20 protein-coding genes are annotated in these 23537 nt (G+C 70.9%); 8 read left to right on the forward strand and 12 right to left on the reverse strand.

The annotated features are described in order from the left end of the window. From ACWDX9_RS20725 to ACWDX9_RS20740, 4 genes are all read left to right on the forward strand, one after another. Nucleotides 1–188 (forward strand): hypothetical protein (locus ACWDX9_RS20725; RefSeq protein WP_449956229.1); only part of this gene is annotated, 188 nt, incomplete at its 5' end. Between the two features lie 122 nt (nt 189–310). Beyond that, a complete protein-coding gene (locus ACWDX9_RS20730) occupies nt 311–811 on the forward strand; it encodes a hypothetical protein (RefSeq protein ID WP_449956231.1) in 501 nt (166 codons plus the stop codon). A gap of 51 nt (nt 812–862) precedes the next feature. Continuing rightward, complete coding sequence (locus ACWDX9_RS20735; protein ID WP_449956233.1) at nt 863–1624, forward strand: isoprenyl transferase; 762 nt, start codon at nt 863–865, stop codon at nt 1622–1624. A 257-nt stretch (nt 1625–1881) separates the two neighbouring features. After that, nucleotides 1882–3150, forward strand: a complete 1269-nt coding sequence (locus ACWDX9_RS20740; protein ID WP_394496445.1) for a PhoH family protein — start codon at nt 1882–1884, stop codon at nt 3148–3150. Here the strand turns inward: ACWDX9_RS20740 and ACWDX9_RS20745 are convergent, their stop codons facing one another. Genes ACWDX9_RS20745 through ACWDX9_RS20755 form a run of 3 tightly spaced genes read right to left on the reverse strand, consistent with a single transcriptional unit; the run spans nt 3151 to nt 5737 of the window. Next, nucleotides 3151–3657, reverse strand: coding sequence for a hypothetical protein (locus ACWDX9_RS20745; protein WP_449956235.1), 507 nt, complete (start codon nt 3655–3657; stop codon nt 3151–3153). Further along, nucleotides 3654–5066, reverse strand: a complete 1413-nt coding sequence (locus ACWDX9_RS20750; protein WP_449956238.1) for an ATP-binding protein — start codon at nt 5064–5066, stop codon at nt 3654–3656. The genes ACWDX9_RS20745 and ACWDX9_RS20750 overlap by 4 nt, the downstream gene beginning before the upstream one ends. Continuing rightward, nucleotides 5063–5737, reverse strand: a complete 675-nt coding sequence (locus ACWDX9_RS20755) for a response regulator transcription factor (protein ID WP_355197335.1) — start codon at nt 5735–5737, stop codon at nt 5063–5065. The genes ACWDX9_RS20750 and ACWDX9_RS20755 overlap by 4 nt, the downstream gene beginning before the upstream one ends. Nucleotides 5738–6085: 348 nt before the next feature. Between ACWDX9_RS20755 and ACWDX9_RS20760 the strand changes: the two genes are divergently transcribed. Further along, complete coding sequence (locus tag ACWDX9_RS20760) at nt 6086–6724, forward strand: aggregation-promoting factor C-terminal-like domain-containing protein (protein ID WP_449956241.1); 639 nt, start codon at nt 6086–6088, stop codon at nt 6722–6724. A gap of 70 nt (nt 6725–6794) precedes the next feature. Next, nucleotides 6795–8792 (forward strand): glycosyltransferase family 2 protein, encoded by a 1998-nt coding sequence (locus ACWDX9_RS20765; protein WP_449956243.1) that lies wholly within the window; start codon nt 6795–6797, stop codon nt 8790–8792. On the opposite strand, the gene ACWDX9_RS20770 is transcribed toward ACWDX9_RS20765, so the two are convergent. Genes ACWDX9_RS20770 through ACWDX9_RS20790 form a run of 5 tightly spaced genes read right to left on the reverse strand, consistent with a single transcriptional unit; the run spans nt 8782 to nt 14961 of the window. Next, nucleotides 8782–9927, reverse strand: a complete 1146-nt coding sequence (locus ACWDX9_RS20770) for an alpha/beta hydrolase family protein (protein ID WP_449956246.1) — start codon at nt 9925–9927, stop codon at nt 8782–8784. The genes ACWDX9_RS20765 and ACWDX9_RS20770 overlap by 11 nt on opposite strands. Continuing rightward, nucleotides 9927–10928: an alpha/beta fold hydrolase gene (locus ACWDX9_RS20775; RefSeq protein ID WP_449956249.1), complete on the reverse strand. Its 1002-nt coding sequence runs from the start codon at nt 10926–10928 to the stop codon at nt 9927–9929. The genes ACWDX9_RS20770 and ACWDX9_RS20775 overlap by 1 nt, the downstream gene beginning before the upstream one ends. Then, a complete protein-coding gene (locus ACWDX9_RS20780) occupies nt 10925–12199 on the reverse strand; it encodes an MFS transporter (protein WP_449956251.1) in 1275 nt (424 codons plus the stop codon). The genes ACWDX9_RS20775 and ACWDX9_RS20780 overlap by 4 nt, the downstream gene beginning before the upstream one ends. Before the next feature lie 55 nt (nt 12200–12254). Beyond that, the gene (locus tag ACWDX9_RS20785) at nt 12255–14165 is read right to left on the reverse strand and encodes a helix-turn-helix domain-containing protein (RefSeq protein ID WP_449956254.1); all 1911 of its coding nucleotides are present in this window, start codon (nt 14163–14165) and stop codon (nt 12255–12257) included. A 43-nt stretch (nt 14166–14208) separates the two neighbouring features. Beyond that, entirely contained in the window at nt 14209–14961 is a 753-nt protein-coding gene (locus tag ACWDX9_RS20790; protein ID WP_449956257.1) for a 3-hydroxybutyrate dehydrogenase, read from the reverse strand. 236 nt (nt 14962–15197) lie between these two features. Here ACWDX9_RS20790 and trpD point away from each other — a divergent pair, with 236 nt between their 5' ends. After that, nucleotides 15198–16250 carry an anthranilate phosphoribosyltransferase gene (gene trpD / locus ACWDX9_RS20795; protein WP_363970795.1) on the forward strand — a complete coding sequence of 351 codons (1053 nt, stop codon included), beginning with the start codon at nt 15198–15200 and terminating at the stop codon, nt 16248–16250. Nucleotides 16251–16299: 49 nt separating this feature from the next. Here trpD and ACWDX9_RS20800 read toward each other — a convergent pair whose 3' ends face one another. Genes ACWDX9_RS20800 through ACWDX9_RS20810 form a run of 3 tightly spaced genes read right to left on the reverse strand, consistent with a single transcriptional unit; the run spans nt 16300 to nt 20599 of the window. Continuing rightward, nucleotides 16300–17688: a class II fumarate hydratase gene (locus tag ACWDX9_RS20800; RefSeq protein WP_449956260.1), complete on the reverse strand. Its 1389-nt coding sequence runs from the start codon at nt 17686–17688 to the stop codon at nt 16300–16302. A gap of 44 nt (nt 17689–17732) precedes the next feature. Continuing rightward, complete coding sequence (locus ACWDX9_RS20805) at nt 17733–19454, reverse strand: protein kinase domain-containing protein (protein WP_449956262.1); 1722 nt, start codon at nt 19452–19454, stop codon at nt 17733–17735. A gap of 35 nt (nt 19455–19489) precedes the next feature. Then, nucleotides 19490–20599, reverse strand: a complete 1110-nt coding sequence (locus ACWDX9_RS20810; RefSeq protein WP_364242232.1) for a serine/threonine-protein kinase — start codon at nt 20597–20599, stop codon at nt 19490–19492. A gap of 722 nt (nt 20600–21321) precedes the next feature. Here ACWDX9_RS20810 and ACWDX9_RS20815 point away from each other — a divergent pair. Next, nucleotides 21322–21510, forward strand: a complete 189-nt coding sequence (locus ACWDX9_RS20815) for a DUF5999 family protein (RefSeq protein ID WP_350725658.1) — start codon at nt 21322–21324, stop codon at nt 21508–21510. Nucleotides 21511–21874: 364 nt separating this feature from the next. Here the strand turns inward: ACWDX9_RS20815 and ACWDX9_RS20820 are convergent, their stop codons facing one another. Then, the gene (locus tag ACWDX9_RS20820; RefSeq protein WP_350725656.1) at nt 21875–23527 is read right to left on the reverse strand and encodes a fumarate hydratase; all 1653 of its coding nucleotides are present in this window, start codon (nt 23525–23527) and stop codon (nt 21875–21877) included. Between the last annotated feature and the right edge of the window lie 10 nt (nt 23528–23537).

Genomic DNA, 23537 nt, shown 5'->3' on the forward strand with positions numbered 1-23537 from the left:
GGCCCGACGCCGCCGCCGCGGCCGGCCCCGACCTGCCCGCGGAGTTCGCCGCCTACGCGCGGTCCCGCAGCGAGCCGCCGCCCAACTACCGCACCGACGCGGACGACTTCGCCGCCTGGCTGCGCGAGCGCGGCCGCATGGCCGATCCGCCGCCCAAACCCCGCTGGTGGTCGCGATTCCTGCCCTGAGCGTGGCCGCAACCGGCCAGGGTTGGATCAGGGATAGCCGGTTTAGCAGGCATTCGTCCGGAAACCGTCAGAGAATGGGGGGATTGCGTTGTGTCGACGGCTCTTATCTGACCGTCACGCCAGTGGCATGCAAGGACAGCATCGGCACGCCGTACGAGGTCACCCTCGAGCTGCGTCGCGACGGCACGCCGTACGGGAGCGTCGGGGAGCGGTGCGGCTGGCTGCTCGCGCGCCTGGCGCGCGGCGTGGACGAGGCCCGGCAGGGACGCGGAGCGGCCAAGCGGTGGACCGACCCTGACGACAGGTTCCCTGACGAGGACCCGGACAGCGAGCTGTTCTCCTTCCGCTACCGCACCAGAGCGGGCCTGGTGGGCGGCGGGGAGCTGCGCTGCCAGCTCAGGACCATCCCGGTGTGGCAGGCTGCCAAGGGCGAGTGGCGGCTGACCAGAAGGGCGTACGTGGAGGCGTGGGGCTCGACGGGCGTGGGCATGCGGGCGGTGCTGACGTCGTCGGAGCTGTCGGTGTTCGTCCGGAGCCTTGTGGATGAGGCGGAAGGATGTCTGGAAGGTAGAGATCTGGCGAGGAATCCGCTAGACGGAGCAGGCACGGGCGATTCGCGGTGATAATTGCCTGTTGGGTCATGCGACCGAAGGCAACCGCTGGGGAGGCACTCCGTGGGCCTGCGCGATCTGGTCTACCGGCTGTATGAGCACAGGCTGGAGTCCAAGCTGTCGAAGGACATCATCCCCCGGCACGTCGGGGTGATCATCGACGGCAACCGCCGCTGGGCACGCGCGATGGGCATGCGTGACGTCGCCAGCGGCCACCGCAAGGGCGCGGACAAGATCTCGGAGCTGCTCGGCTGGTGCCGTGAGACGGGCGTCGAGGTCGTCACCGTCTGGATGCTGTCCAACGACAACCTCAACCGGCCGAAGGAGGAGCTGGAGCCGCTGCTGCGCATCATCGAGGACGTGACGCAGGAGCTGGTGGACGAGGGCTGGCGGATCAGCCCGGTCGGCGCGCTGGATCTGCTGCCGGACCGCACGGCGAATGTCCTGAAAAACGCAAAGGAAGCATCATCACACCGTCCAGGCCTGATTGTGAACGTTGCAGTTGGGTATGGAGGAAGGCGTGAGATTGCCGATGCGGTGCGCTCACTGCTCCAGGAGCAAGCGAGCAAAGGGGCGAGCATCGAGGACCTCGTCGAGGTGCTCGATGTGGAGCACATCGCGGAGCATCTCTACACTCGCGGCCAACCCGACCCGGACCTTCTCATCCGGACCTCGGGCGAGCAGCGCCTGTCCGGCTTCATGCTCTGGCAGAGCGCTCACTCTGAGTTCTACTTCCACGAGGCCTACTGGCCTGACTTCCGCAGGGTGGATTTCCTGCGGGCGCTGCGCGACTACGCTGCGAGACATCGACGTTACGGTTCATGACGCGACAACGGGGCATTCAGAACGTAACGTAGTAAATGTCCGACCGCAGGCCGGACATTTCGGAGAGGGCCCGCCTTTGCACCAAGATCTGCCGAGGGGGCCGGTACCCGGCGCCGACGGCAGCTCACGGTCGGGGATGTGGGTCCGGTCCGATTCCCGCCTCGTCTGCAGGGCGCTCGCGCTTATGGGCGCCCGGGGGAGAACGTGTGGCAGTGTCCTCGAGCAACCCTACTCACCTGTCGGCCAAGCGCACGTATGTGCTGGACACGTCGGTCCTGCTGGCCGACCCGGCGGCAATGACACGCTTCGCCGAGCACGACGTGGTTCTTCCGATCGTGGTCATCACCGAGCTGGAGGGGAAGCGCCATCATCCCGAGCTCGGCTACTTCGCCAGGAAGGCCCTGCGCTACCTCGACGACCTGCGCATCCAGTACGGCAGGCTCGATGAGGCGATGCCCACGGGGGACGGCACGATCAGGGTTGAGCTCAATCACAGCGATCCGTCGATTCTGCCCGTCGGGTTCCGCCTGGGCGACAACGACACCCGCATCCTGACCGTGGCCCGCTCGCTGGCCGCCGAAGGCTGCGACGTGGTCCTGGTGTCCAAGGACCTGCCGCTGCGGGTCAAGGCGGCCTCGATCGGCCTGGCGGCCGAGGAATACCGCGCCGAGCTCGTACACGAGTCGGGCTGGACGGGGATGGCCGAGGTCCAGGTGACCGCGGAGGACGTCGAGGTGCTCTTCGACCAGGGCAGCGCCGACCTCGAGGAGGCCAGGGACCTGCCGGCGCACACCGGCCTGCGGCTGCTGTCGGCCAAGGGCTCGGCGCTCGGCAGGGTGCAGCCGGACAAGTCGGTGAAGCTCGTACGCGGCGACCGCGAGGTGTTCGGCCTGCACGGCCGCTCCGCCGAGCAGCGCATCGCGCTCGACCTGCTGATGGACCCGGAGATCGGCATCGTCTCGCTGGGCGGCCGGGCCGGCACCGGCAAGTCGGCGCTCGCGCTCTGCGCGGGCCTGGAGGCGGTCCTGGAGCGCCGCCAGCACCGCAAGGTGGTCGTCTTCCGCCCCCTGTACGCCGTGGGCGGCCAGGAGCTCGGCTACCTGCCGGGCACCGAGGGCGAGAAGATGGGCCCGTGGGCGCAGGCGGTCTACGACACGCTCGGCGCGATCACCTCGCCCGAGGTGATCGAGGAGGTGCTCGACAGGGGCATGCTGGAGGTGCTCCCGCTGACGCACATCCGGGGCCGGTCGCTGCACGACGCGTTCGTGATCGTGGACGAGGCTCAGTCGCTGGAGCGCGGGGTGCTGCTGACCGTGCTGAGCCGGATCGGCGCCAACTCCCGGGTCGTGCTCACCCACGACGTGGCCCAGCGTGACAACCTCCGCGTCGGCCGGCACGACGGCGTGGTCGCGGTGGTGGAGAAGCTGAAGGGCCACCCGCTCTTCGCGCACGTCACGCTGACCAGGTCGGAGCGCTCTCCGATCGCGGCGCTGGTGACGGAGATGCTCGAGGACATCACGATGTGATCACTTGAGCTCGCCGCAGGTGTGCTGCCCCTCCGACCGGGAGGGGCGGTTCACGTTCTCCCGGACGATCTTCACCATCTCGTACGCCGCGTCCTGCTGGGCCGTGCAGACGATCTGCGCCATGCCGAGCCTGGTGAGCGTGCCGTCGCCCCTGACGTAGACGGTCAGCGTCGAGGTGCGGGGCAGCTGGACCTCGTCGCGCTGCACGGGGTTCAGCGAGTCCTTGATCCCCAGGTACGTGAACCCGCGCAGCGCGGTGTCCCGGCCGCCGTCCAGAGGTTGCGAGGAGGCCGCGAAGAGCGCGCCGAGCAGGCTGGCGACGGTGTCGTTCTCGACGTCGGCCGCCTCCAGCGCGAGCTTGCCGTTCCTGATCAGGAAGATCGTCTTGGACGGCGGCGGGATCTTGATGGTGGGCGCGTTCCCCCGGTCCTGGACGTCCGTGGGCGAGATGCCGCAGGCGGTCAGGGCGAGCAGGAGGGCGAACGCGAGAGCGCGGAGAGCGGTCATGAGTGTGGGAGCCAGACCGTGAAGAGCGTGCCGGGATTCTGCAGGCGTACGGAGATCGTGCCGCCGTGGAGGTGGACGTTCGCCCTGGCGATCGCGAGGCCGAGGCCGCTGCCCTGGCTGCGGGCCCGGCCCGCGCCGGCCTTGAAGAAGCGGTCGAAGACGTGCGCCAGCGCCTCGCGCGGGATGCCCTTGCCGTGGTCGCGCACCTTCACCTCCAGGCCGTTCTCCGTGCCTCTGGCGCTCACCATGACGGGTCGCTGCCCGTGCTTGAGCGCGTTGCCGACCAGGTTGGCGACGATGACGTCGAACCTCCTCGGGTCGAGGTTCACCGTCAAGCCCTGGGACGCCTTCACCTCCACCTGATCGGTCCAGCCGCGCACCTCCAGGCAGTCCGCGATGGCGTCGGCCACGTTCACCGGCTCGACGTTGAGCGTGGCCGTGCCCGCGTCGAAGCGGCTGATCTCGATGAGGTGCTCGACCAGCTCGCGCAGGCGCTCGATCTCCCTGAGGACCAGCCGGACGGCCTCCGCCGGCGCATCCGGCAGCCGGCCCGCCTCCTCGGAGAGCATGTCGGCCACGGCGGTCATGGCGGTCAGGGGCGTGCGCAGCTCGTGCGAGACGTCCGCCACGAACCTGCGCGACATGGCCTCCAGCGAGCGCAGCTCGGACACGCTCAGCTCCAGCGCCGCGGCCGCGTCGTTGAACCTGGAGGTCAGCTCGGCCAGCTCGTCCTGCCCGTGGACGGGCAGGCGCGTGTCCAGCCTGCCCTGGCCGAGCGCCTGCGCGGCGGCGCTCAGCCGCCTGACCGGCAGCAGCACCTGCCTGGCCGACAGCAGCGCCACGACCAGCGCGATCAGCACGATGGCGGCACCGGCCTGGGCGAGCGTGGCCCTGAGCGTGTTGAGCTGGTTCTCGTCGCCCCGCATCGGGAAGAACGCGAACGCGCGCAGCCCGGTGGCCTGGGGAGCGCCGTCGACGTCGCGGTAGACCTCGGCGCCGACGATCAGCCAGAGCTGGTTGCGGATGACCTTGCGCTGGGTGACCACGCTCTGCTTGGCCCGGCCGTAGAGCTCGTTGGGCACGTCGCTCAGGGTCATGGGCCCCTCGGCGGAGACCAACGTGCCGTACTCGACGATCACGCTGCGGCCCGGCCCGCTCAGCGCGGCGGCGACCCGGTCCAGCTCCTTGATGGTCGGCGCGGCCTCGCCGGGCGCGAGCTTGCCGATGGGGAACGTGATGCTGCCCAGCTCTCTGATCACGAGGTCGAGAGAGGTGTTCTCCTCGCGGGTCACCAGGGCCGTCTTGGCCAGCTCGAAGCCGATGGTGGCGACCAGCAGCGAGGCGGTGACGGCGACGAGCGTGAACGTGATGACGAGTCGGGCGCGCAGTCCCGTGGGCAGGGGGATCACGGAGGGCTGAAGCGGTAGCCGAACCCGCGCACCGTGTGGATGAACACGGGCTCGGCCGGCCTCGGCTCGATCTTGGCCCGGATCCGCTGCACGCAGGCGTCCACCAGCCGCGAGTCGGCGATGTGCGTGTGGTCCCAGACCTCGCGCAGCAGGTAGCGGCGATTGAGCACCTGGCCCGGGTGCCGTACGAGCTCCAGCAGCAGCCGCAGCTCGGTCGGCGTCAGGTGGATCTCCTTGTTGGCCAGCATGACCTTGAGCGCGCCCCGGTCGATCACGAGGTCGCCGAAGGTGATGCGATCGGAGGCGGCGGACTCGGCCCTGCGCAGGATGGCGCGGATGCGCGCGTCCAGGACCCGGGGCTCGACCGGCTTGACCACGTAGTCGTCCGCGCCGGCCTCCAGCCCGACCACCACGTCCAGGTCGTCGCCGCGGGCCGTGAGCAGGATGACGGGGAGCTGGTCGAGCTTGCGTACGCGGCGGCACACCTCGATCCCGTCGATCCCGGGGAGCATCACGTCGAGGATCGCGATCTCCGGGCGGCGGGCCCTGATGTGGTCGAGTGCCTCCTCGCCGGTCGCGTACGAGGTGACGGAATGCCCCTGACGGGTCAGCGCCAGCTCGAGAGCCGTGCGCACCGAGGGGTCGTCTTCAACCAGGAGGATGCCTGCCACGCACAAATTATTATTCCATGTCCCGAATGCCCGAACTAAGTCACCAAACTGTGACGTGTCACAGATGGGACACGGAAGTGGCCGAGGCACCCTGGGAGCGGGCCCCCTTCGGTTTGCGGGCCTCCGAGAGCGAGCTGTCCTTTGTGTGAGCAATATCACACTATTTTGGAAACGCCACGGTTACCAGCAAGTTAGCCAACGGGGTCCCAAGCGATTCCCGCGTTTCGGTTGCGAACCACCCCCCAGTACAGGGCAAGCTCATGGTTCGTGAGCCCTGGTCCGCAGTTGAGTGAGCGCCCGCCGAAGGAAGACCTTCCCCCGGCGCGCCGGCCCAAGAAGCGCCTGAGCGTGAAAGCGGTGCTGATCACCACCGTCTCGCTGGTGGTCGTGGTCGGTGGTGGCGGTTTCGTCGCCTACCGCGCCATGGAGAACGCCAAGAGGCCGGCCGTCACGCCCTTCACGCCCGAGCAGCTGGGCGCCATCGCGAGCGGCAGCTTCTACACGCCCGACCCCCAGAACGACGCGCTCAAGAACGCCGCCGAGCAGGCGTACAAGGCGGACAAGCTCAAGGACGGCCGGGCCTCCGCGGGCAAGAACCCCGACATCGACTGGGTGGTGCCGAAGAAGGCGCCGGCCGGTGACGGGTTCCCCGCGATGAACTTCCCGCCGGGCAGCGACCCCTCGCCGGGCAGCAACAAGGCCACCGCCAAGACCATGCTCGCCTCCATGGGCTGGGGCGACGACCAGTGGGGCTGCCTGGAGCGGCTCTGGCAGAAGGAGAGCGGCTGGAACGAGCGGGCGATGAACCGCTACTCCGGCGCGTACGGCATCCCGCAGTCCCTGCCCGGCAGCAAGATGGCCAGCGCGGGCGCCGACTGGCAGACCAACGCCGCGACCCAGATCAAGTGGGGCCTCGGCTACATCAAGGGCCGCTACGGCACGCCCTGTGGCGCCTGGGGACACTCACAGTCGGTGGGTTGGTATTAGAGGGTCAACTTTCCCTCTTTAATCGGCAAGCCGCCGCGCCCGAACGTGCATGCGGGCCCACTCTGGCCGCATGGGTGTCAAGGTCAGCGTGATCGTCAATGTCCACAATCCGGGGGCCACCGCCGACGCGTGCATCCGCTCCGCCCTGGAGCAGACGATGCCCCCGGACGCGTACGAAGTGATCTTCGTGGACGACGGCTCCACGGACGGGATCGGCGAGCGCCTCGACACCATCGCCACGACCCGTGACAACGTGAGCGTCCTGCACCTGCCGCACACCGGGACGCCCATGCGCGGCCGCAACGTGGGCCTCGCGGCCGCCGCCGGCGACTACGTCTACTTCCTCGACCAGGGCGACCGCCTGGAGAAGGACGCGGTCGCCCGCATGCACGAGCGCGCCGTGGAGACCGACGCCGACGTGCTGGTCGGCCGCCTGATCCGCGACTTCGGGCCGCCGATGGCCGCCTTCGAGCGCGGCACGGCCCGCGCCGACATCCTGCGCGACCGCCTGCTCCAGCTGCTCGTGCCGCAGCAGCTCTACCGCCGCGCCTTCCTGGAGGAGCACGAGCTGGGGTTCACCGTGCCCGGCGGCAGGATGGCCGAGCAGGCGTTCGTGATGCGGGCCTACCTGCACGCCAAGGTCATCGCCGTGCTGGCCGAGCACGTCTGCTGCCACCTCGGCGACCGGCTCGGGGCCGAGGACGAGCCGCGGGCCATGGTCAAGGAGCTCGACGCGCTGCTCACCGACATCGAGACCTGCGTGGGGGAGGGCCGCCAGCGCGACCGCATGCAGGCCCACTGGTTCCGGTACGCCGTCCTGCGCCCGCTGCTGACCGCCCGCTTCGCCGACTCGTCGGTGGACCGGGGCCTGCACTTCCGGGTGGTGCAGGAGCTGGTCGAGGAGCGGTTCCCGGAGCGGCTCGACCGCTACCTGCCCGTCCAGCTGCGCGTGGTGGCCGCGTACGTGCGCATGGGGCGCCTGGACCAGATCGTGCTCCTGTCGAACTCCTCCAAGCGCGCCGGGCTCCGCGCCGACCTGACCGAGATGCGCTGGGACGCCCACGTGCTGGTGCTCGCGCTGACCGTGGAGGTCCTGGCGGGCGACGGCACGCCCGACAGGTACCGGGAGGACGGCGAGCGCCTGCACTGGATCCCGCCGCGCTCGCTGGAGACCAAGGCCCTGGACGAGAGCGTCACCGACGTCACCGAGGCGGTCGAGCGGGCCCGCGTCGAGCTGTACGTGCGCCACGCCGAGACGGGAGTGATCCACTTCCTGCCCCTGACCCAGCACGTGGAGCGCGTCCAGGACGGCCGCCGCCGGATGCGCGTGCAGATCAGGGGCGAGGCCCGGCTGGACGTGACCGCCGCCGCGGTCGGCGAGCCGCTCAGGCCGGGCCAGTGGGAGGTGCACGTACGCATGTTCGGCGGCGCCAACCAGGCCAGGAGCCGGGTCGGCAGCTCGGCGGGCCCGCTCAACTGCCTGGGCGTGCTGGCCCAGCGGCCCAGGACGCGCCTGGTGGTGCCGTGCTGGACCGACCACGGCGACCTGGGCCTGGCCGTCGAGCCGCGCTCGTTCTCCGAGTCGATCGCCCTGGTGTCGCGCGGGGTGGAGGTCAAACGGCTCGACGGGCACGCGTACGTCGTGCTGCCGGTGCCGTACGTGCCGCCGAGCGGGGGACCCCCGCTGGAGCTGGTGCTGCGCAGCACCGGGCGGCGCGGCCGCGAGGTGTGCGCGCCCGCCCTGGTCGAGGCCGGGGTGCCGGGCCGGCTCGCGGGACAGCTCGTGGCCAAGGTGCCGGTCAAGCGGATGATGCCGCCACCCGACCAGCTCGGCCCCGGCGCCTGGCTGACGTCGCTGCGCACGGCGGAGGAGGAGATCGGGCTCAGGTTCGCGCTGGAGGTGCGCGGGGGCAAGATCCTGGTACGGCCCGCCGCCGCGGTCGATCCGGGGCGGCGCTCGCCCATGGGCAGGGACACCGTCCTGCACCGCATCGGCAGGCGGCTGCCCGGCGCGCGTCACATGGTGCGCCTGGCGCGCGCGGGCAGGCATCGCTACCTCAAGGACTGACCCAGCCCTCCAGCTCCTCGAAGGCGCTCCTGAAGACCGGGAGCATGGGCTTCAGCTTGTCGGGATAGACGTCCACCAGGCTGTCCAGGTGGTTGCCGCCTTCGACGCGGTGGTAGCGGAACGGCCGGTGCGGGCCGACCATCTTCGCGTAGACGTCGGAGTCGCGGGAGATCGGCAGCAGCGTGTCGAGCGTCCCGTGGATCGTGATCAGCGGCTTGGTGATCCGGCCGGTCAGCGCGATCTTCGCCACGGCCGCGTACGGCTTGCGCCGGTCGTAGTCGTAGTCCGCCGCCGCGCCCTGGTAGGACGGGTCCAGCTCCTTCTGGTAGAGCTGCTGGGTGAGCTCCCAGTAGTACTGCCGGTGGAACGGCCACAGGAACTCCGAGCCCGCCGCGAACCCGGCCGCCCGCACCCCGGCCTCGTCCGGGTACGCCTTCAGCGCGGGCGGCAGGAAGTTCAGCAGGTTGTCGCCCTTGACCCGCCAGAGCGTGCCCTCCCAGTCCACGCCGCCGTCGTAGAGCCAGCCGCGGTTCTCCAGCTGCCATCTGACCAGGTAGCCGCCGTTGGAGATGCCCGCCACGAACGTGCGCTGGGGCTTCCTGCCGTACCGCTGCCTGACGACGGCCTTGGCGGCCACCGTGAGCTGGGTGACCCGGTGGTTCCACTCGGCGATGGCGTCGCCGGGATCGCGGCCGTCCTCGTGGAAGTTCACGCCGACGTTGCCCTTGTCGGTGGCGGCGAACGCGTAGCCCTTGGCCAGCACCCAGTCGGAGATCGTGTAGTCGTTGGCGTACTGCTCCCTGTTGCCAGGGGTGCCGCTGACGACCAGCCCGCCGTTCCAGTGCTCGGGGAGCCTGATCACGAACTGGGAGTCGTGGTTCCAGCCGTGCGTGGCGTTGGTGGTTGAGGTGTCAGGGAAGTAGCCGTCGATCTGGATGCCGGGCACGCCCGTCGGGTTGACCGTGGCGGCCGAGTGCAGCCCGGCCCAGTCGGCCGGGTCGGTGTGGCCGGTCTTCGCGGTGCCCGCCGTGGTCAGGTCGTCCAGCGTGGCCACCACGGCCTGCTCCGCGCCCGGCACCGTGAGCTGCGGGGCCGGGGTGAGCAGGCTCGCGACCAAGGTGAGCGCGACGAACATCACGCCTCCCCGAGGTGGGCGGTCAGCAGGCGCCGGAACTCTTCGGGGTGCTCCAGGTGCGGGCTGTGGCCGCAGTCGTCGATGACGGCCTCCCGGTACGGGCCGTAGCGCTCCAGCACGGCCCTGGTCTGGGCCACCATGGGCTGGGCCGGAGTGCCGGGGGAGCCGGGCACGACGCCGAGCGCGCCCAGGTGGGCCAGGTCGAAGAACGACGTGTCGGAGACGATCACGTCGTCGGCGCCCCTGATCCACAGGACGGGCGGCTTGGGGTCGATCTCGTGGAGGTCGTCCAGGCGGAAGTGGGTGGGGGCGATGGCGTTGAGGATGCCGAGCTTGCCGGGGGCCACGCCGGGCCACTGCTCCGAGGCGGCGGCGTCGCCCGGGTAGTTGGCCTCGCCCACGCGGGTGGTGAGCATCGAGCGTACGTAGAAGTCCTCGTCGGCGACCTCGGGGTGCTTGACGTACGAGGAGCGGAGGACGCTGCGCGGCGACGTGGGGGACTCGTCCGACATGTCGCCCGCCTTGAGCCGGGCCACGAAGTCGGGGTTGGCGGCGCCGGCGCCCGCTCCCGTGCCGTCGGGGTGCGTGAGGCGGCCGTCCGGGCCCTCCGTGCCGCCGAAGCCGTACGGGGAGATCGGGTTGACCAGGGTGACGCTCCTGACGGCGGCCGGCCGGTCGCGCAGGACCTGCAGCACGATGCCGCCGCCCAGGCTCCAGCCGACCAGGTGCACCCCGTCCAGGTCCAGCGCCTCGACCAGCTCGATCAGGTCGTCGGACCAGTCGCGCAGGCCCCTCGTGGCATCCACGGGCGCGGGGTCGCTGTCACCGAACCCGCGCAGGTCGACCGCGAGCGGCCGGTAGCCGCCGGGCAGCGCCGCCATGCTGTCGCGCCAGAAGGCGGCCGAGGAGACGTTCCCGTGCACGAACAGCACCGGCTCGCCGGTGTCCCTGCCCTCGACGGTCAGGACGTTCTGGGTGAGTCGGGGCGTGGTGACCTTCATCGCGCGTGGATCCTTTCGGCCAGGTCGCTGCCCTGGGTCTCGCGGGCGGCGTAGACCGCGCCCAGCGTGAGCAGCGCCGCCAGACCAAGGTAGACCGAGATGGGCAGGCTGCTCGAGTACGACTTCAGCAGCGCGACCGCGATGATCGGGGCCAGCGCGCCGGCCACGATCGCCGACAGCTGCGCGCCGATGGAGACGCCGGTGTAGCGCATCCTCGTGCCGAAGAGCTCGGAGAAGAAGGCCGCCTGCGGGCCGTACATCATGCCGTGGAAGAGCAGGCCGACGGTGATGGCGAGGGTGATCACCAGGAAGTTGCCGGTGTCCACGAGCGGGAAGAACGCGAAGATCCACACTCCGATGCCGGCGGCGCCCGCCAGGTAGATCGGGCGGCGGCCGATCCGGTCCGACAGCGCGCCCCACATCGGGATCGTGATGAAGTGGATGGCCGAGGCGATCAGCACCGCGTTCAGCACGGTGGAGTTCTCGATCTTGACTGACTTGGCGTACGTGATGACGAAGACGGTGAGCAGGTAGAAGGAGATGTTCTCCGCGAGGCGCGCGCCGATCGCGGTGAGCACGTCCTTCCAGTGGTGCCGCAGCACGCCCACGATGGGCGGCGCCTTCTCCGGCGGCGCCTCCTGGAACACCGGCGACTCGGTGATCGTCAGGCGGATCCAGAGGCCGATCAGCACCAGCACGCCCGACAGCAGGAACGGCACCCGCCAGCCCCACGCCAGGAACGCCTCATCCGACTGCCACGCGGCCAGGGCCGCCAGCACGCCGGTGGCCAGCAGGTTGCCGCCGGGGGCGCCGGCCTGCGGCCAGGAGGCCCAGAAGCCGCGGCGGGCCGTGTCGCCGTGCTCGGAGACGATCAGCACCGCGCCGCCCCACTCGCCGCCGAGCGCGAAGCCCTGCACGAGCCGGAGCGAGGTCAGCAGCAGCGCCGCGGACGGGCCCAGGGTCTCGTACGTCGGCAGGCAGCCGATCAGGAACGTGGCCGCGCCCATCGTCAGCAGGCTGACGACCAGCAGCGTCTTGCGGCCGATCCGGTCGCCGAAGTGGCCGAAGACCAGGCCGCCGAGCGGACGGGCGACGAATCCGACGGCGTAGGTGAGGAACGCCAGCAGCGTGCCGGTGAGCGGGTCGGACTCGGGGAAGAAGAGCTTGTTGAAGACGAGGGCGGCTGCCGAGCCGTACAGGAAGAAGTCGTACCACTCGATGGTGGTGCCGATCAGGCTCGCGGCGACGATCTTCTTGATGGAAGTGGCCATGCCGGTCACGGTAAGGAGTGACCGGCGTCACTTATATGGGGCCAGGGCCCACAGTCTATGGGGTGGATGTGTGGCCGAGCCGGTGCAGGCGGAGCGCGAGCTGGATCTCGAGCGCGCGTTCCGGCTCCAGCCAGCCGTCGCCGAGCAGCTTGCCGATCCGGTCGAGCCGCTGCGTGACGGTGTTGACGTGGATGTGCATGACCTCGGCCGTACGGGAGGGCGAGCCGCCCGAGCCGAAGTAGGCGGCCAGCGTGTCGGCCAGCGCGGTGCCCCTGCGGGCGTCGTAGTCGATCACGGCGCCGAGCACCCGCCCGACGAAGCCGTGCACGTCACGGCCGTCGCCCACGAGCAGCCCGACGAACCCCAGCTCGGCCGCGCTCGCGCCGTCACCCGCCCGTCCGAGCGCGATCAGCGCCTCGGCGCACCTGCGCGCCTCCTGGTAGGCCACCGCCACGTCACCCGCCACGTCGCCCGCCACGTCACCCGCCCCTGGCTCGCCGCCGCCCGGCGGCCGGGCCGGCGCGCCGGGGAGGCAGACTTTCGACGCGCCCGCCGTGGCGGGCACCTGCAGCGACGCGCTCAGCTCGGCGGCGACGCGCTGCGCGACGCCGCCCGCGTTGGCCCCCGGCAGCAGCAGCACCACCTCGCCCGCCCGGCCGGCCGCGAGCCCGTGCCGCAGCGTGGCCTGCGACGAGGCCCAGAACGCGGCCCGTTCCCGCTGGCCCTCATGCCGCACCACGACCACGACGTGCGGCGCCGAGAGATCGACGCCCAGCCGCCGGGCCCGGTCGGCCAGGCCGGGGGAGCCGGGCCGCGAGATCAGGTCGTCGAGCAGCTCGCCCCTGACCCGGCCCTCGGCCTCGGCCACGCTCCGGCGGAACAGCAGCAGCAGCGCGCACACCAGCGCCGCCCGCTCCAGGATGCGCCCGTCGGCGTCGTCGCTGCGCAGGATCAGCGTGCACAGCGGCTCCCCGCCGACGTCCACCGACGCGATCAGCAGGTCTCCCCGCCGCACGGTACGCCCCAGCGCCCTGGACGCCTGCGCCGACTCGAACACCCCGGCGTCCAGCTCGCCCACGTCACCCGTGAGCGGCCGCCCCAGATCGTCCAGCACGGCCAGCGAGCCGCCGAGCACGTCGGTCACCACGGCCGCCACGTCCTCGATCCCGCCGCCGCGCAGCACCAGCGAGGTCATCCGGTCGTGGGCCAGCGCGGCCCGCTCCACGGCCTCCCCGTGCGCCCTGGCGGTCCTGTGGGCCTGGGAGAGCTCCTCCAGCGCGTTCCTGGTCTCCTGCAGCAGCCTGGCGTTGTCGATCGCGACGGCGGCGTGCGCGGCCAGGCTGGCCAGTAGCGACACCTCCTCCTGGTGGAACGGCCGCGCGCTGCGGTTGGCCGCCATCAGCACGCCGATCACCCGCTGCCCCAGCCGCAGCGGCACGCCCAGGATCGCGACCAGGCCCTCCTCCGTGACGGCCTCGTCGATGTGGTGCTTGTGCCGGAACCTGGCGTCGGCGAAGTAGTCGGCCGTCGAGTACGGGGTGGCCGTCTGCGCGACCAGGCCGCCCAGCCCCGCCCCCATGGCCAGCCGCAACGCCCTGAACTTGGCCGAGATCGACCCGTCGGTGACCCGCATGTACGTGTCGCCCTGCTCGGGGTCGTGCAGCGTCATGTACGCGACGTCGGTGGCCAGCAGCTGCCTGGCCCGGTGCACGATGGCCTCCAGCACGGCGTCGAGGTCGCGCAGCGCGGCCAGGTCGCCGGCCGTGTCGTAGAGGGCCGACAGCTCGGCCTCACGCCTGGCGCGCCGCTTGAGCAGGTCACGCACCTTGAGCGCCTCGACCTTGGCCTGCTCCAGCGCCTCGATCGTGGCCGGGTCCGCGCCGCGAGCCCTGGCCTCGATGATCGGCCCCTCGAACTCGACCGCCGACGCCTCCCGCGCGAGCAACTCCAGGAACTGCGTGCTCATGGCCTCACTCCGCTCGGCGGCTCGGCCGCTGGGATCCGTAGCACTAGTGCGCCGTCCAGCCGCCGTCCATCGGGAGGGAGACGCCGGTGATGAACGACCCGGCGGGGCCGCAGAGGTAGGCGACCAGCTCGGCCACCTCCTCGGGCTCGATCAGCCGCTTGATCGCGGCGGGCTGCAGCATGATGTTCTCGACGACCTCGTCCGGCTCGATGCCGTGCACTTTAGCCTGGTCGGCGATCTGCGCCTCGACCAGCCCCGTCCGTACGTAGGCGGGGCAGACGCAGGTGGAGGTGACCCCGTGCGGCGCCCCTTCGAGCGCGACGACCTTGGAGAAGCCCTCCAGCCCGTGCTTGGCCGTCGTGTACGCCGACTTGAACGGCGAGGCACGCAGCCCGTGCACGGACGAGATGTTCACGAACCGCCCCCAGCCCCTGGCGTACATGCCGGGCAGCACCTGCCGGGCGATCAGGAACGGGGCCTCGACCATCACCTGCAGGATCGCCGAGAACACCTCGGGCGGGAAGTCCTCGATCGGCGCGACGTGCTGGAAGCCGGCGTTGTTCACCACGATGTCGACCGGCTCGTCGGGCAGCGCCGCCACGAACCCGGGATCGCTCAGATCGGCCACCACCGCCACCCCGCCGATCTCGGCGGCGACCTTCTCGGCGGGCTCGGCCCGCAGGTCGACGACCAGTACTTTCGCCCCCTCGGCGGCCAGGCGCCGGGCGCAGGCCGCCCCGATGCCGCCCCCCGCCCCCGTCACAAGCGCGGTCCGCCCCGTCAGCTCCTTCGCCATACCCGAACCCTAGGCGGTGCCCGCGCCCCGACGCATAGGTGCCGACGACATAGATCCGCGCCACCCTATGTGGATCACGGCGTCTGCTATCTTGAACGCATGACCGCGTATTCGTCCCAGTGGTGGCCCGCCTCCTAGGCGGACCTCCCAGCGCATACGCACCGGCCGCCTCGACGAGGCGGCCGATCGCATGTCGTACGCGCCCCCGTCGAGCACTGACGAAAGGGGCGCTCACCATGACCACCACCTGGCCAGCACTGCTCACCACGCTGCTCGACGGCAGGTCACTCACCTCGCTCCAGGCCAAATGGGCCATGGAGCAGATCATCGGCGAGACGGCCACGGACGCCCAGATCGCCGCGTTCGCGATCGCGCTCCGGGCCAAGGGCGAGAGCGTGGCCGAGGTGTCCGGGCTGGCCGACGGCATGCTCCTGAAATCGGCCGCGATCAGGGTCTCCGGCGACCCCGTGGACCTGGTCGGCACCGGCGGCGACCGCGCCCACACCGTGAACATCTCCACCATGGCCGCCATCGTCGCCGCCGCCGCGGGCGTCAAGGTCGTCAAGCACGGCGGCCGGGCCGCCTCCTCGCTGGCGGGCGCGGCGGACGTGCTGGAGGAGCTGGGCGTGGTCATCGACCTGCCGCCGGCCGCGGTCGTCAGGGTCGCGGACGAGGTCGGCATCACGTTCTGCTTCGCGCCCGCGTTCAACTCCGGGCTGAGACGCACCGCCGGGCCGCGCCGCGAGCTGGGCGTGCCCACGGTCTTCAACTTCCTGGGCCCGCTCACCAACCCGGCCCTGCCGGCCGCCCAGGCGGTCGGCGTCTTCCACCAGGGGATGGCGCCGGTCATCGCGGGCGTGCTGGCCCAGCGCGGCTGCTCCTCGCTGGTCTTCAGGGGCGACGACGGGCTCGACGAGCTCACCACCACGGGCCCCTCCACGATCTGGGTCGTACGCCGGGGCACGGTCACGCCGACCGCCTTCGACCCGGCCGACCTGTCGATCCCGCGGTCGCGCCAGGACGACCTGCGCGGCGGCGATGCCCGGCACAACGCGGCCGTGGCGCGGGCCGTGCTCGCGGGCGAGCGGGGCCCGGTGCGGGACGTCGTCCTGCTCAACGCGGCCGCCGCCGTGGTGGCCGCCGAGGGCACGCCGCCCGCACCCGACCTCACGCCCGCCCTGGGCATGGCCTACAAGCGGGCCGCGGAGGCGGTCGACTCCGGCGCCGCGCTGTCCCTGCTCACCCTGTGGGCGCACGCCACGCAGGCCCAGGCGTCAGCGGGTCACTGAGGCCGGGTCACTGAGGCCGGGTCACTGAGGCCGGGTCACTGAGGCCGGGTCACTGAGGCCGGGTCATCGACAACACATCGAGCGCGGCGTCGAGCTGCTCCTCAGTGAGGGTGCCGTCGGCCACGTGGCCGCGCTCGATGACCACCTCGCGGATGGTCTTGCGCTCGGCCAGGGCCTGCTTGGCGATCTTCGCGGCCTCCTCGTAGCCGACGTACCTGTTCAGCGGGGTGACGATCGACGGGGACGACTCGGCGTACTCGCGCAGGCGCTCGACGTTCGCCGTGATGCCGGCGACGCAGCGGTCGGCGAGCAGCCGCGACACGTTCGCCAGCAGCCTGATCGACTCCAGGATGTTGCGCGCGATGATCGGCAGCTGCACGTTCAGCTCGAAGTTGCCGGACGCGCCGGCGAACGTGATCGCCGTGTCGTTGCCGATGACCTGGGCCGCGACCATGGCCGTGGCCTCGGGGAGCACCGGGTTGACCTTGCCGGGCATGATGGACGAGCCGGGCTGCAGGTCGGGCAGGTTGATCTCGGCCAGCCCGGCACGCGGGCCCGAGCCCATCCAGCGGAGGTCGTTGGCGATCTTGGTGAGCGAGACGGCCACCACCTTGAGCTGGCCCGACAGCTCGACGATCGAGTCCTGCGCGCCCTGGGCCTCGAAGTGGTCACCGGCCTCGACGAACGGGATGCCGGTGGCCTCGGCCAGCTTGGCGATGGCCGCCTGAGCGAAGCCCGGCGGGGTGTTGATGCCCGTGCCCACGGCCGTGCCGCCCAGCGGCAGTTCGAGCACGCGCTCAAGGGCCGTCGCGACCCGCAGGACGCCGTTCTCGACCTGGGTGGCGTACCCGCCGAACTCCTGGCCGAGCCGCACCGGGGTCGCGTCCATCAGATGGGTGCGCCCCGACTTCACCACCCCGTCGAACTCGATCGCCTTCTCCCGCAGCACCGCCGCCAGATGCCTGAGCGAGGGCAGCAGGTGGAAGGTCACCTCCGTCGCCGCCGCCACATGGATCGAGGTGGGGAAGACGTCGTTGGACGACTGGGAGGCGTTCACGTGGTCGTTCGGGTGCACGGGACGGCCGAGGCGCTCCTCGGCCAGCGTCGCGATCACCTCGTTGGCGTTCATGTTGGACGAGGTGCCGGAGCCGGTCTGGAAGACGTCGATCGGGAAGTGGGCGTCGTGCTCGTTCTCGGCGACGTCGGCCGCCGCCTGGGCGACGGCCTCGGCCAGGTCCTTGTCGATCACGCCCAGCTCGCCGTTCACCTCGGCGGCCACCGCCTTGATCAGGCCGAGCGCGGCTATGTGGGACGGCTCGAGAGGGCGTCCGGAAACCGGGAAATTCTCCACTGCCCGCTGGGTCTGCGCGCGCCACCTGGCGCCCGAGGGCACGCGCACCTCGCCCATCGAGTCATGCTCGATTCTGAACTCGCTCATGACTTCCAGTCTGACCCACGACCGCCTTACGGCCGCGGCGCGGGTCAGCTGGAGAAGAGCGCGACGATGAGTACGGCGATCACCACGGCGGCCGCGGCGGCCACCGCCATGAGCACCAGCATGCCGTTGCGGTTGCCCGAGGGCTGCTCCGGCTGCCCGGCGATGGCGAACAGGTCGGTCCCCAGACCCTTGCCCTGCTGCGGGACCTGCTGGCCTCCAGGCGGGGGCGGCGGCTGCTGGGGCCCCGGTTGCCGGGGGGCGGGCTGCCGACCAGCGGGCGGCGTGGTGGGCGGATAGACCTGCTGGCCGGGCGCGGGCGGGAGCTGGATGCGCGTGGTGACGACCGCGCCCTCGTCGCCGGGCCCCTGTGGCGGCCTGCTCTGCTCCGGAGCCGGCGGGAACGGGCCCTTGGGGCGCTGGACGCTGACGGTCCGCTCGGGGTCGAAGCCCGCTTCAGGAGAGGCTGCGGCTCCTTGAGGGCCGGATTGCGGCTGGCGCTGAGGCGCGGGGTTGCGCGGGACTGTGGGTGTGCCCGGGCTCGTCATCGGCCCGTGTGGCCCCGACGCCGGCCCCCGGCCCGGACCACCGGGCACCTGGCCGCCTGGCGCGCCGACAGGCCCTCTGGGCGCCTGCGCGCCCGGACCCTGGCCTGGACCTGGACCTGGACCTGGACCTGGACCCTGGCCTGGACCCGGACCCTGGCCTCGGCCGGCGGGACCCGGGCCCCAGGGCGGCTGGCCGCCGGGAGCGCCCGCGCCTCCGGGCCCGTACGGCGCAGGGCCGGCCTGGGGGATCGGGGGCTTCTGCACGGGGTTCGTCTGGGCCTGGGCCGGATTCTGCTGGGCCGGATTCTTTTGGGCTGGGTTCTTGCCGGCGAACGGGTCGGGCAAAGCGGCCTCCTGCGCCATGAGAGCCTCAGCCGTGATCGCCGGCATGTCGCTCGTGGGGGTGTCGGCGACCATGCGCAGCAGGGTCTCCGCCTTGGCAGCGTTGAGGCGCTGCCGGTAATCCTTGTTCAGCAGCCCGTTCAGCACGGGCCGCAGCTGACCAGCCTGGGTGGGCGGGTCGGCGCTCTCGGTGAGCAGCGCCGCCAGCGTCTCCGCGATCGTGGCCCGCTCGTACGCCGGGCGCCCCTCGACGGCGAAGTAGAGCGTCGCCCCGAGCGACCAGATGTCCGACTCGGGGCCGGTGTACTCGCCCCTGGCACGTTCCGGGGCCGTGTAGCCGGGTGAACCGATCACCATGCCCGTTTTCGTCAGCCGCGAGTCGCCCTCGGCCTTGGCGATGCCGAAGTCGGTGAGCACCACCCGCCCGCTCTCCGTGATGAGCACGTTGCCCGGCTTGACGTCGCGGTGGGTGATCCCCTGGGCGTGCGCGGCGCGCAGCGCCCCGAGCAGGTCCACGCCGATCTCCGCCACGAGCCGTGGCGGCAGCGGCCCCTCCTCGTCGATCACCTGCTCCAGCGATCGGGCCTCGATGAGCTCCATGATGATCCACGGGCTGTCGTCCTGGATCAGGACGTCGTGGATGGACGCCACCGAGGGATGGTTGATCCGCGCGGCGATGCGGCCCTCGCGGACCATGCGTTCGCGCAGCTCGGCCCGCTGGTCGTCAGTGAGTCCCGGGTCCTGGCGGATTTCCTTGACCGCCACCTCGCGCCCGAGCGCGCGGTCGCGGGCGCGCCACACGGTGCCCATCGTGCCCCGGCCGAGCGGGGCTATGAGCTCGTAGCGCTCCGCGAGCAGGCGTGTCTGCTGTTCCGGCATGAGAAGAAGATATCGATTCTCGCTTGGGAAGTGCTTTACCCTCGCTTGCGAAGTTCTCTTGGCCAGAACCGCCGAGGAAGGCACAACTTTATCACCGTCGCTTTGAAACGGGCATAAGCGGACGGCGTCGGCCGCGCTTCGACGCGCTTCCTGTGCACGCCCTCACCGGGCTTGCGCTCCTGCCTGGGCACCGGGACAGACAGCGCTGTCGTGGAGACGTCCGCCCTGTGCAGCCCACGATGCGTGGGCCTGCGTGTGAAAGACGGCGGGTTGATGGTCGGCCCGGAACGTACGGGCTTGCGCGGGGCCAGCGGCTCCTCGGCCGAACCTCCGGCGGCCACCCTGGCCAGCATGAGCGAGGCCCGTACGGAGTCGAGCCTGGTCGCGGGGTCGATCCTGAGCAGCGCGTCAAGCACGGGGGCCAGCGGCCCGGCCTTGGTCATCGGGATCGGCTCGCCACTGGTCAGCGCCGCGAGCGCGGCGGCGGCCGTACGGCGCCCGTGCAGGCCCCTGCCCTCGACGGCGGTGTAGAGGGTCGCGCCGAGCGACCACAGATCGCCCGCCGGGCTGGCCTTCGAACCCAGCACCCGCTCTGGAGCGATGTATCCCGCGGACCCCAGGACGATGCCCGCCTGGGTGATGGAAACGTCACCTTCCAGTGCGGCCAGCCCGAAGTCGGTGAGCACCGCGCGGTCCTCGGTCACCAGCACGTTGCTCGGCTTGACGTCGCGGTGGAGGATCCCCTTGGCGTGCACGGCGCGCAGCGCCCCGAGGATCTGCCGGCCGATCTCGGCGGCCCTGCGCGGGTGGAGCGGTCCCTGCTCCTGGATGAGCTGCTCCAGGGACTTGGCCCGCAGGAGCTCCATCACGATCCACGGCCGGTCGTCCTCGGTGACCACGTCGAAGACGGTGATGACCGAGGGGTGCGCGACCATCGCGGTCGCCCGGCCCTCGCGCTCGGTGCGCGCGCACAGCTCGGCACGCAGCTCCTCGTCGAGCACGTTGGGCAGGCGTACTTCCTTGACTGCCACGTCGCGGTCGAGCAACTCGTCATGTGCCCGCCAAACGGTGCCCATGCCGCCGCGTCCGACCGGCTCCACAAGCCGGTAGCGCGCGGCGAGTAGGTAACCGGAGGGCGCACGCATGCCTGGCAGCTTACCTATTTGTGTAAACCGACCAGTAGAGGCGCGGCCGATAAATTGTTGCGAACTTAAGTCAACCCGCCTGACTCGTGACGTCAGCAAACCTCCTGGCCAGATCGGCCCAGTTGAAGAGGCCCCGCAGATTCTCGGCGCAGTCCGGGCGGGGAGGCTCCCGAGCCGGCACCGGCGAGACATGGCCGCGGGGTCCTGCCGTCTCTTGGCAATGTCGAGGGAGTCAGATTGGTCCCGCCTCGCCGACGGCCTTACCCACGGCCCGCACGGGCCTGCCGTCCCGGCTTTCCTGAACGCGTTTGCGCAGCTCGGCGGTGATGTGTGTCGTGCGGCACACTCGCGGGCCCGTTAAATGTGCATGATGCAAGGCAGGGGACTTTCAGGTGTACGGCAGGCTGACGGACAGGAACTGAGGGGCCCCGTCAGCGAGTTGTAAGGGTCCCGTAAGGGGGCGGGGGCATGGTACAGCCATGAGAGAGGGAGTTCTCCCACAGGCCCGCAAAGTGTCGGTGCCCGGCGTCAGAATGAGGGCGAACAGCAAGGTCCCACCACTAACGACAGGTCGTTGAAGGACGTGATGAAGATGCGCCAGACCCAGGTTCGCACCCGGCCGAAGAAACCGAGCGGGATCGCTCTGGACCTTCGCACGCCGTCGGGGCGCAAGCTGCCCTTTTGAAAGCCATGAATCAGGAGCGCAATCTGAGAGGTGCGCGATGTGCTGTCACTACCCCGCTTGCCCGAGTGCCGACTCACCCGACCGTGAGGCCTCGCACGTGATCGCGGCCCACCCCGACCAGGGCTGGAGCCTGCTCTGCAACGGCGTCGTGCTGTTCGACGACACCGGTCTGCTGCTGCCCGACGGCACCGTCGTGGCGCCGCACCGGGCCCCGGTGGCCGCCTGAGCCGGCAGGCTCCGAGGAGAAGCTTCGCGCCGCTCTCCCCGTCTACCGGCGCCGGGGCGCAGCCGTCCCTGAGCCGCGCCTCGCCCGCGCCAGGGCCATATCCGGCGCACTCGCCGCTACCTCCGGCTCGCCGCCACCCTCAGCTCGCCGTCACCCTCAGCTCGCCGTCACCCTCAGCTCGCCGCCACCGTCAGCTCGCCGCCTCCGAGGCGACCCGGCCTCCCGCAGCGCGACCCGGCCTTCCGGGGGTGACACCGCCCCCCCGGGCCGGCGACTCCCGCGCCTGGCTCGCCCGCCCGCCCCCATGCCCCGCCCCACCGGCGGTCGGCCGTGCCGGTGGGTGGAGCCTCAAGGGATCAGGCGGTCAGCGGCGGCCGATCGTCAGCACGGGGCCGGTGCGGTCGGTGAAGAAGTCGTCGCCCTTGTCGTCCACCACGATGAACGCCGGGAAGTCCACGACCTCGATCTTCCACACCGCCTCCATCCCCAGCTCGGGATACTCCAGCACCTCGACCTTCTTGATGCAGTCCTGCGCCAGCCGCGCCGCGGGCCCGCCGATGGAGCCCAGGTAGAACCCGCCGTGCTGCTGGCAGGCCTCCGTGACCTGCTTCGACCGGTTGCCCTTGGCCAGCATGACCATGGAGCCGCCGGCCGCCTGGAAGCGCCCCACGTACGAGTCCATCCGCCCGGCGGTCGTCGGCCCGAACGAGCCTGACGCGTACCCCGAAGGGGTCTTGGCCGGCCCGGCGTAGTAGACGGCGTGGTCCTTCAGGTATTGAGGCATCTCGCCGCCGTTGTCGAGCAGCTCGGCAATCTTGGCGTGGGCGATGTCGCGGGCGACCACGAGGGGGCCGGTGAGGGAGAGGCGGGTCTTGACGGGATATTTCGTGAGCTCGGCGAGGATCTCGGGCATGGGGCGGTTGAGGTTGATCTGGACGACGTCGTCCGAGAGGTGCTCGTCCGTCGTCTCCGGGAGGAACCGCGCCGGGTCCGTCTCCAGCTTCTCGAGGAAGACGCCCTCAGGGGTGATCTTGGCCAGCGCCTGGCGGTCGGCCGAGCAGGAGACCGCGATGGCCACCGGGCAGGAGGCCCCGTGCCGGGGCAGGCGGATGACGCGTACGTCGTGGCAGAAGTACTTGCCGCCGAACTGCGCCCCGATCCCCAGCTTCTGCGTCAGCTCGAAGACCTTGGCCTCCATCTCCAGGTCGCGGAACCCGTGCCCGGACGCCGACCCCTCCGTGGGGATCGAGTCGAGGTAGCGGGCGCTGGCGTACTTGGCGGTCTTCAGCGCGTACTCGGCGGAGGTGCCGCCCACCACGACGGCCAGGTGGTACGGCGGGCAGGCCGCGGTGCCGAGCGAGCGGATCTTCTCCTCCAGGAAGGCCATCATGCGCTTCTCGTTGAGCACGGCCTTGGTCTCCTGGTACAGGAACGACTTGTTGGCCGAGCCGCCGCCCTTGGCCATGAACAGCAGTTTGTACTCGTCGGGGTGGCCGTGCGGGTCCTCGGCGTACAGCTCGATCTGGGCGGGCAGGTTGTTGCCGGTGTTCTTCTCGTCCCACATGTTCAGGGGCGCCATCTGCGAGTAACGCAGGTTGAGCTTGGTGTACGCGTCGTACACGCCCCGGGAGATGTGCTCGGAGTCGAGCCCGTCGGTGAGCACATGACGCCCGCGCTTGCCCATGACGATCGCGGTGCCGGTGTCCTGGCACATGGGCAGGACGCCACCGGCGGAAATGGAGGCGTTCTTGAGCAGGTCGAGCGCCACGAAGCGGTCGTTGCCGCTCGACTCGGGGTCGTCGACGATCTTCCGGAGCTGGGCGAGGTGCGAGGCCCGCAGGAAGTGGGAGATGTCGTGGATGGCCGTCTCGGTCAGCAGCCGCAGCGCCTCCGGCTCGACCTCGAGGAACGTACGCCCGGCCGCCTCGACCTTCCGCACCCCCTCCGACGTGATCAGCCGATACTCGGTCTCATCGGCTCCCAGCGGCAGCAGGTCGGTGTAGTCGAACTCGCCCATGTCCATCCTT

The organism is Nonomuraea sp. NPDC003201 (genome assembly GCF_053590415.1).

Excerpts from the sequence above, each read along its gene's own strand:
- ACWDX9_RS20745 (WP_449956235.1), bottom strand. The coding sequence starts at position 3,657 with ATGACCGCTCTCCGCGCTCTCGCGTTCGCCCTCCTGCTCGCCCTGACC.
- ACWDX9_RS20765 (WP_449956243.1), top strand. The coding sequence starts at position 6,795 with ATGGGTGTCAAGGTCAGCGTGATCGTCAATGTCCACAATCCGGGGGCC.
- ACWDX9_RS20770 (WP_449956246.1), bottom strand. The coding sequence starts at position 9,927 with ATGTTCGTCGCGCTCACCTTGGTCGCGAGCCTGCTCACCCCGGCCCCG.
- ACWDX9_RS20775 (WP_449956249.1), bottom strand. The coding sequence starts at position 10,928 with ATGAAGGTCACCACGCCCCGACTCACCCAGAACGTCCTGACCGTCGAG.
- ACWDX9_RS20780 (WP_449956251.1), bottom strand. The coding sequence starts at position 12,199 with ATGGCCACTTCCATCAAGAAGATCGTCGCCGCGAGCCTGATCGGCACC.
- ACWDX9_RS20785 (WP_449956254.1), bottom strand. The coding sequence starts at position 14,165 with ATGAGCACGCAGTTCCTGGAGTTGCTCGCGCGGGAGGCGTCGGCGGTC.
- ACWDX9_RS20790 (WP_449956257.1), bottom strand. The coding sequence starts at position 14,961 with ATGGCGAAGGAGCTGACGGGGCGGACCGCGCTTGTGACGGGGGCGGGG.
- trpD (WP_363970795.1), top strand. The coding sequence starts at position 15,198 with ATGACCACCACCTGGCCAGCACTGCTCACCACGCTGCTCGACGGCAGG.
- ACWDX9_RS20800 (WP_449956260.1), bottom strand. The coding sequence starts at position 17,688 with ATGAGCGAGTTCAGAATCGAGCATGACTCGATGGGCGAGGTGCGCGTG.
- ACWDX9_RS20805 (WP_449956262.1), bottom strand. The coding sequence starts at position 19,454 with ATGCCGGAACAGCAGACACGCCTGCTCGCGGAGCGCTACGAGCTCATA.
- ACWDX9_RS20810 (WP_364242232.1), bottom strand. The coding sequence starts at position 20,599 with ATGCGTGCGCCCTCCGGTTACCTACTCGCCGCGCGCTACCGGCTTGTG.
- ACWDX9_RS20815 (WP_350725658.1), top strand. The coding sequence starts at position 21,322 with ATGTGCTGTCACTACCCCGCTTGCCCGAGTGCCGACTCACCCGACCGT.
- ACWDX9_RS20820 (WP_350725656.1), bottom strand. The coding sequence starts at position 23,527 with ATGGGCGAGTTCGACTACACCGACCTGCTGCCGCTGGGAGCCGATGAG.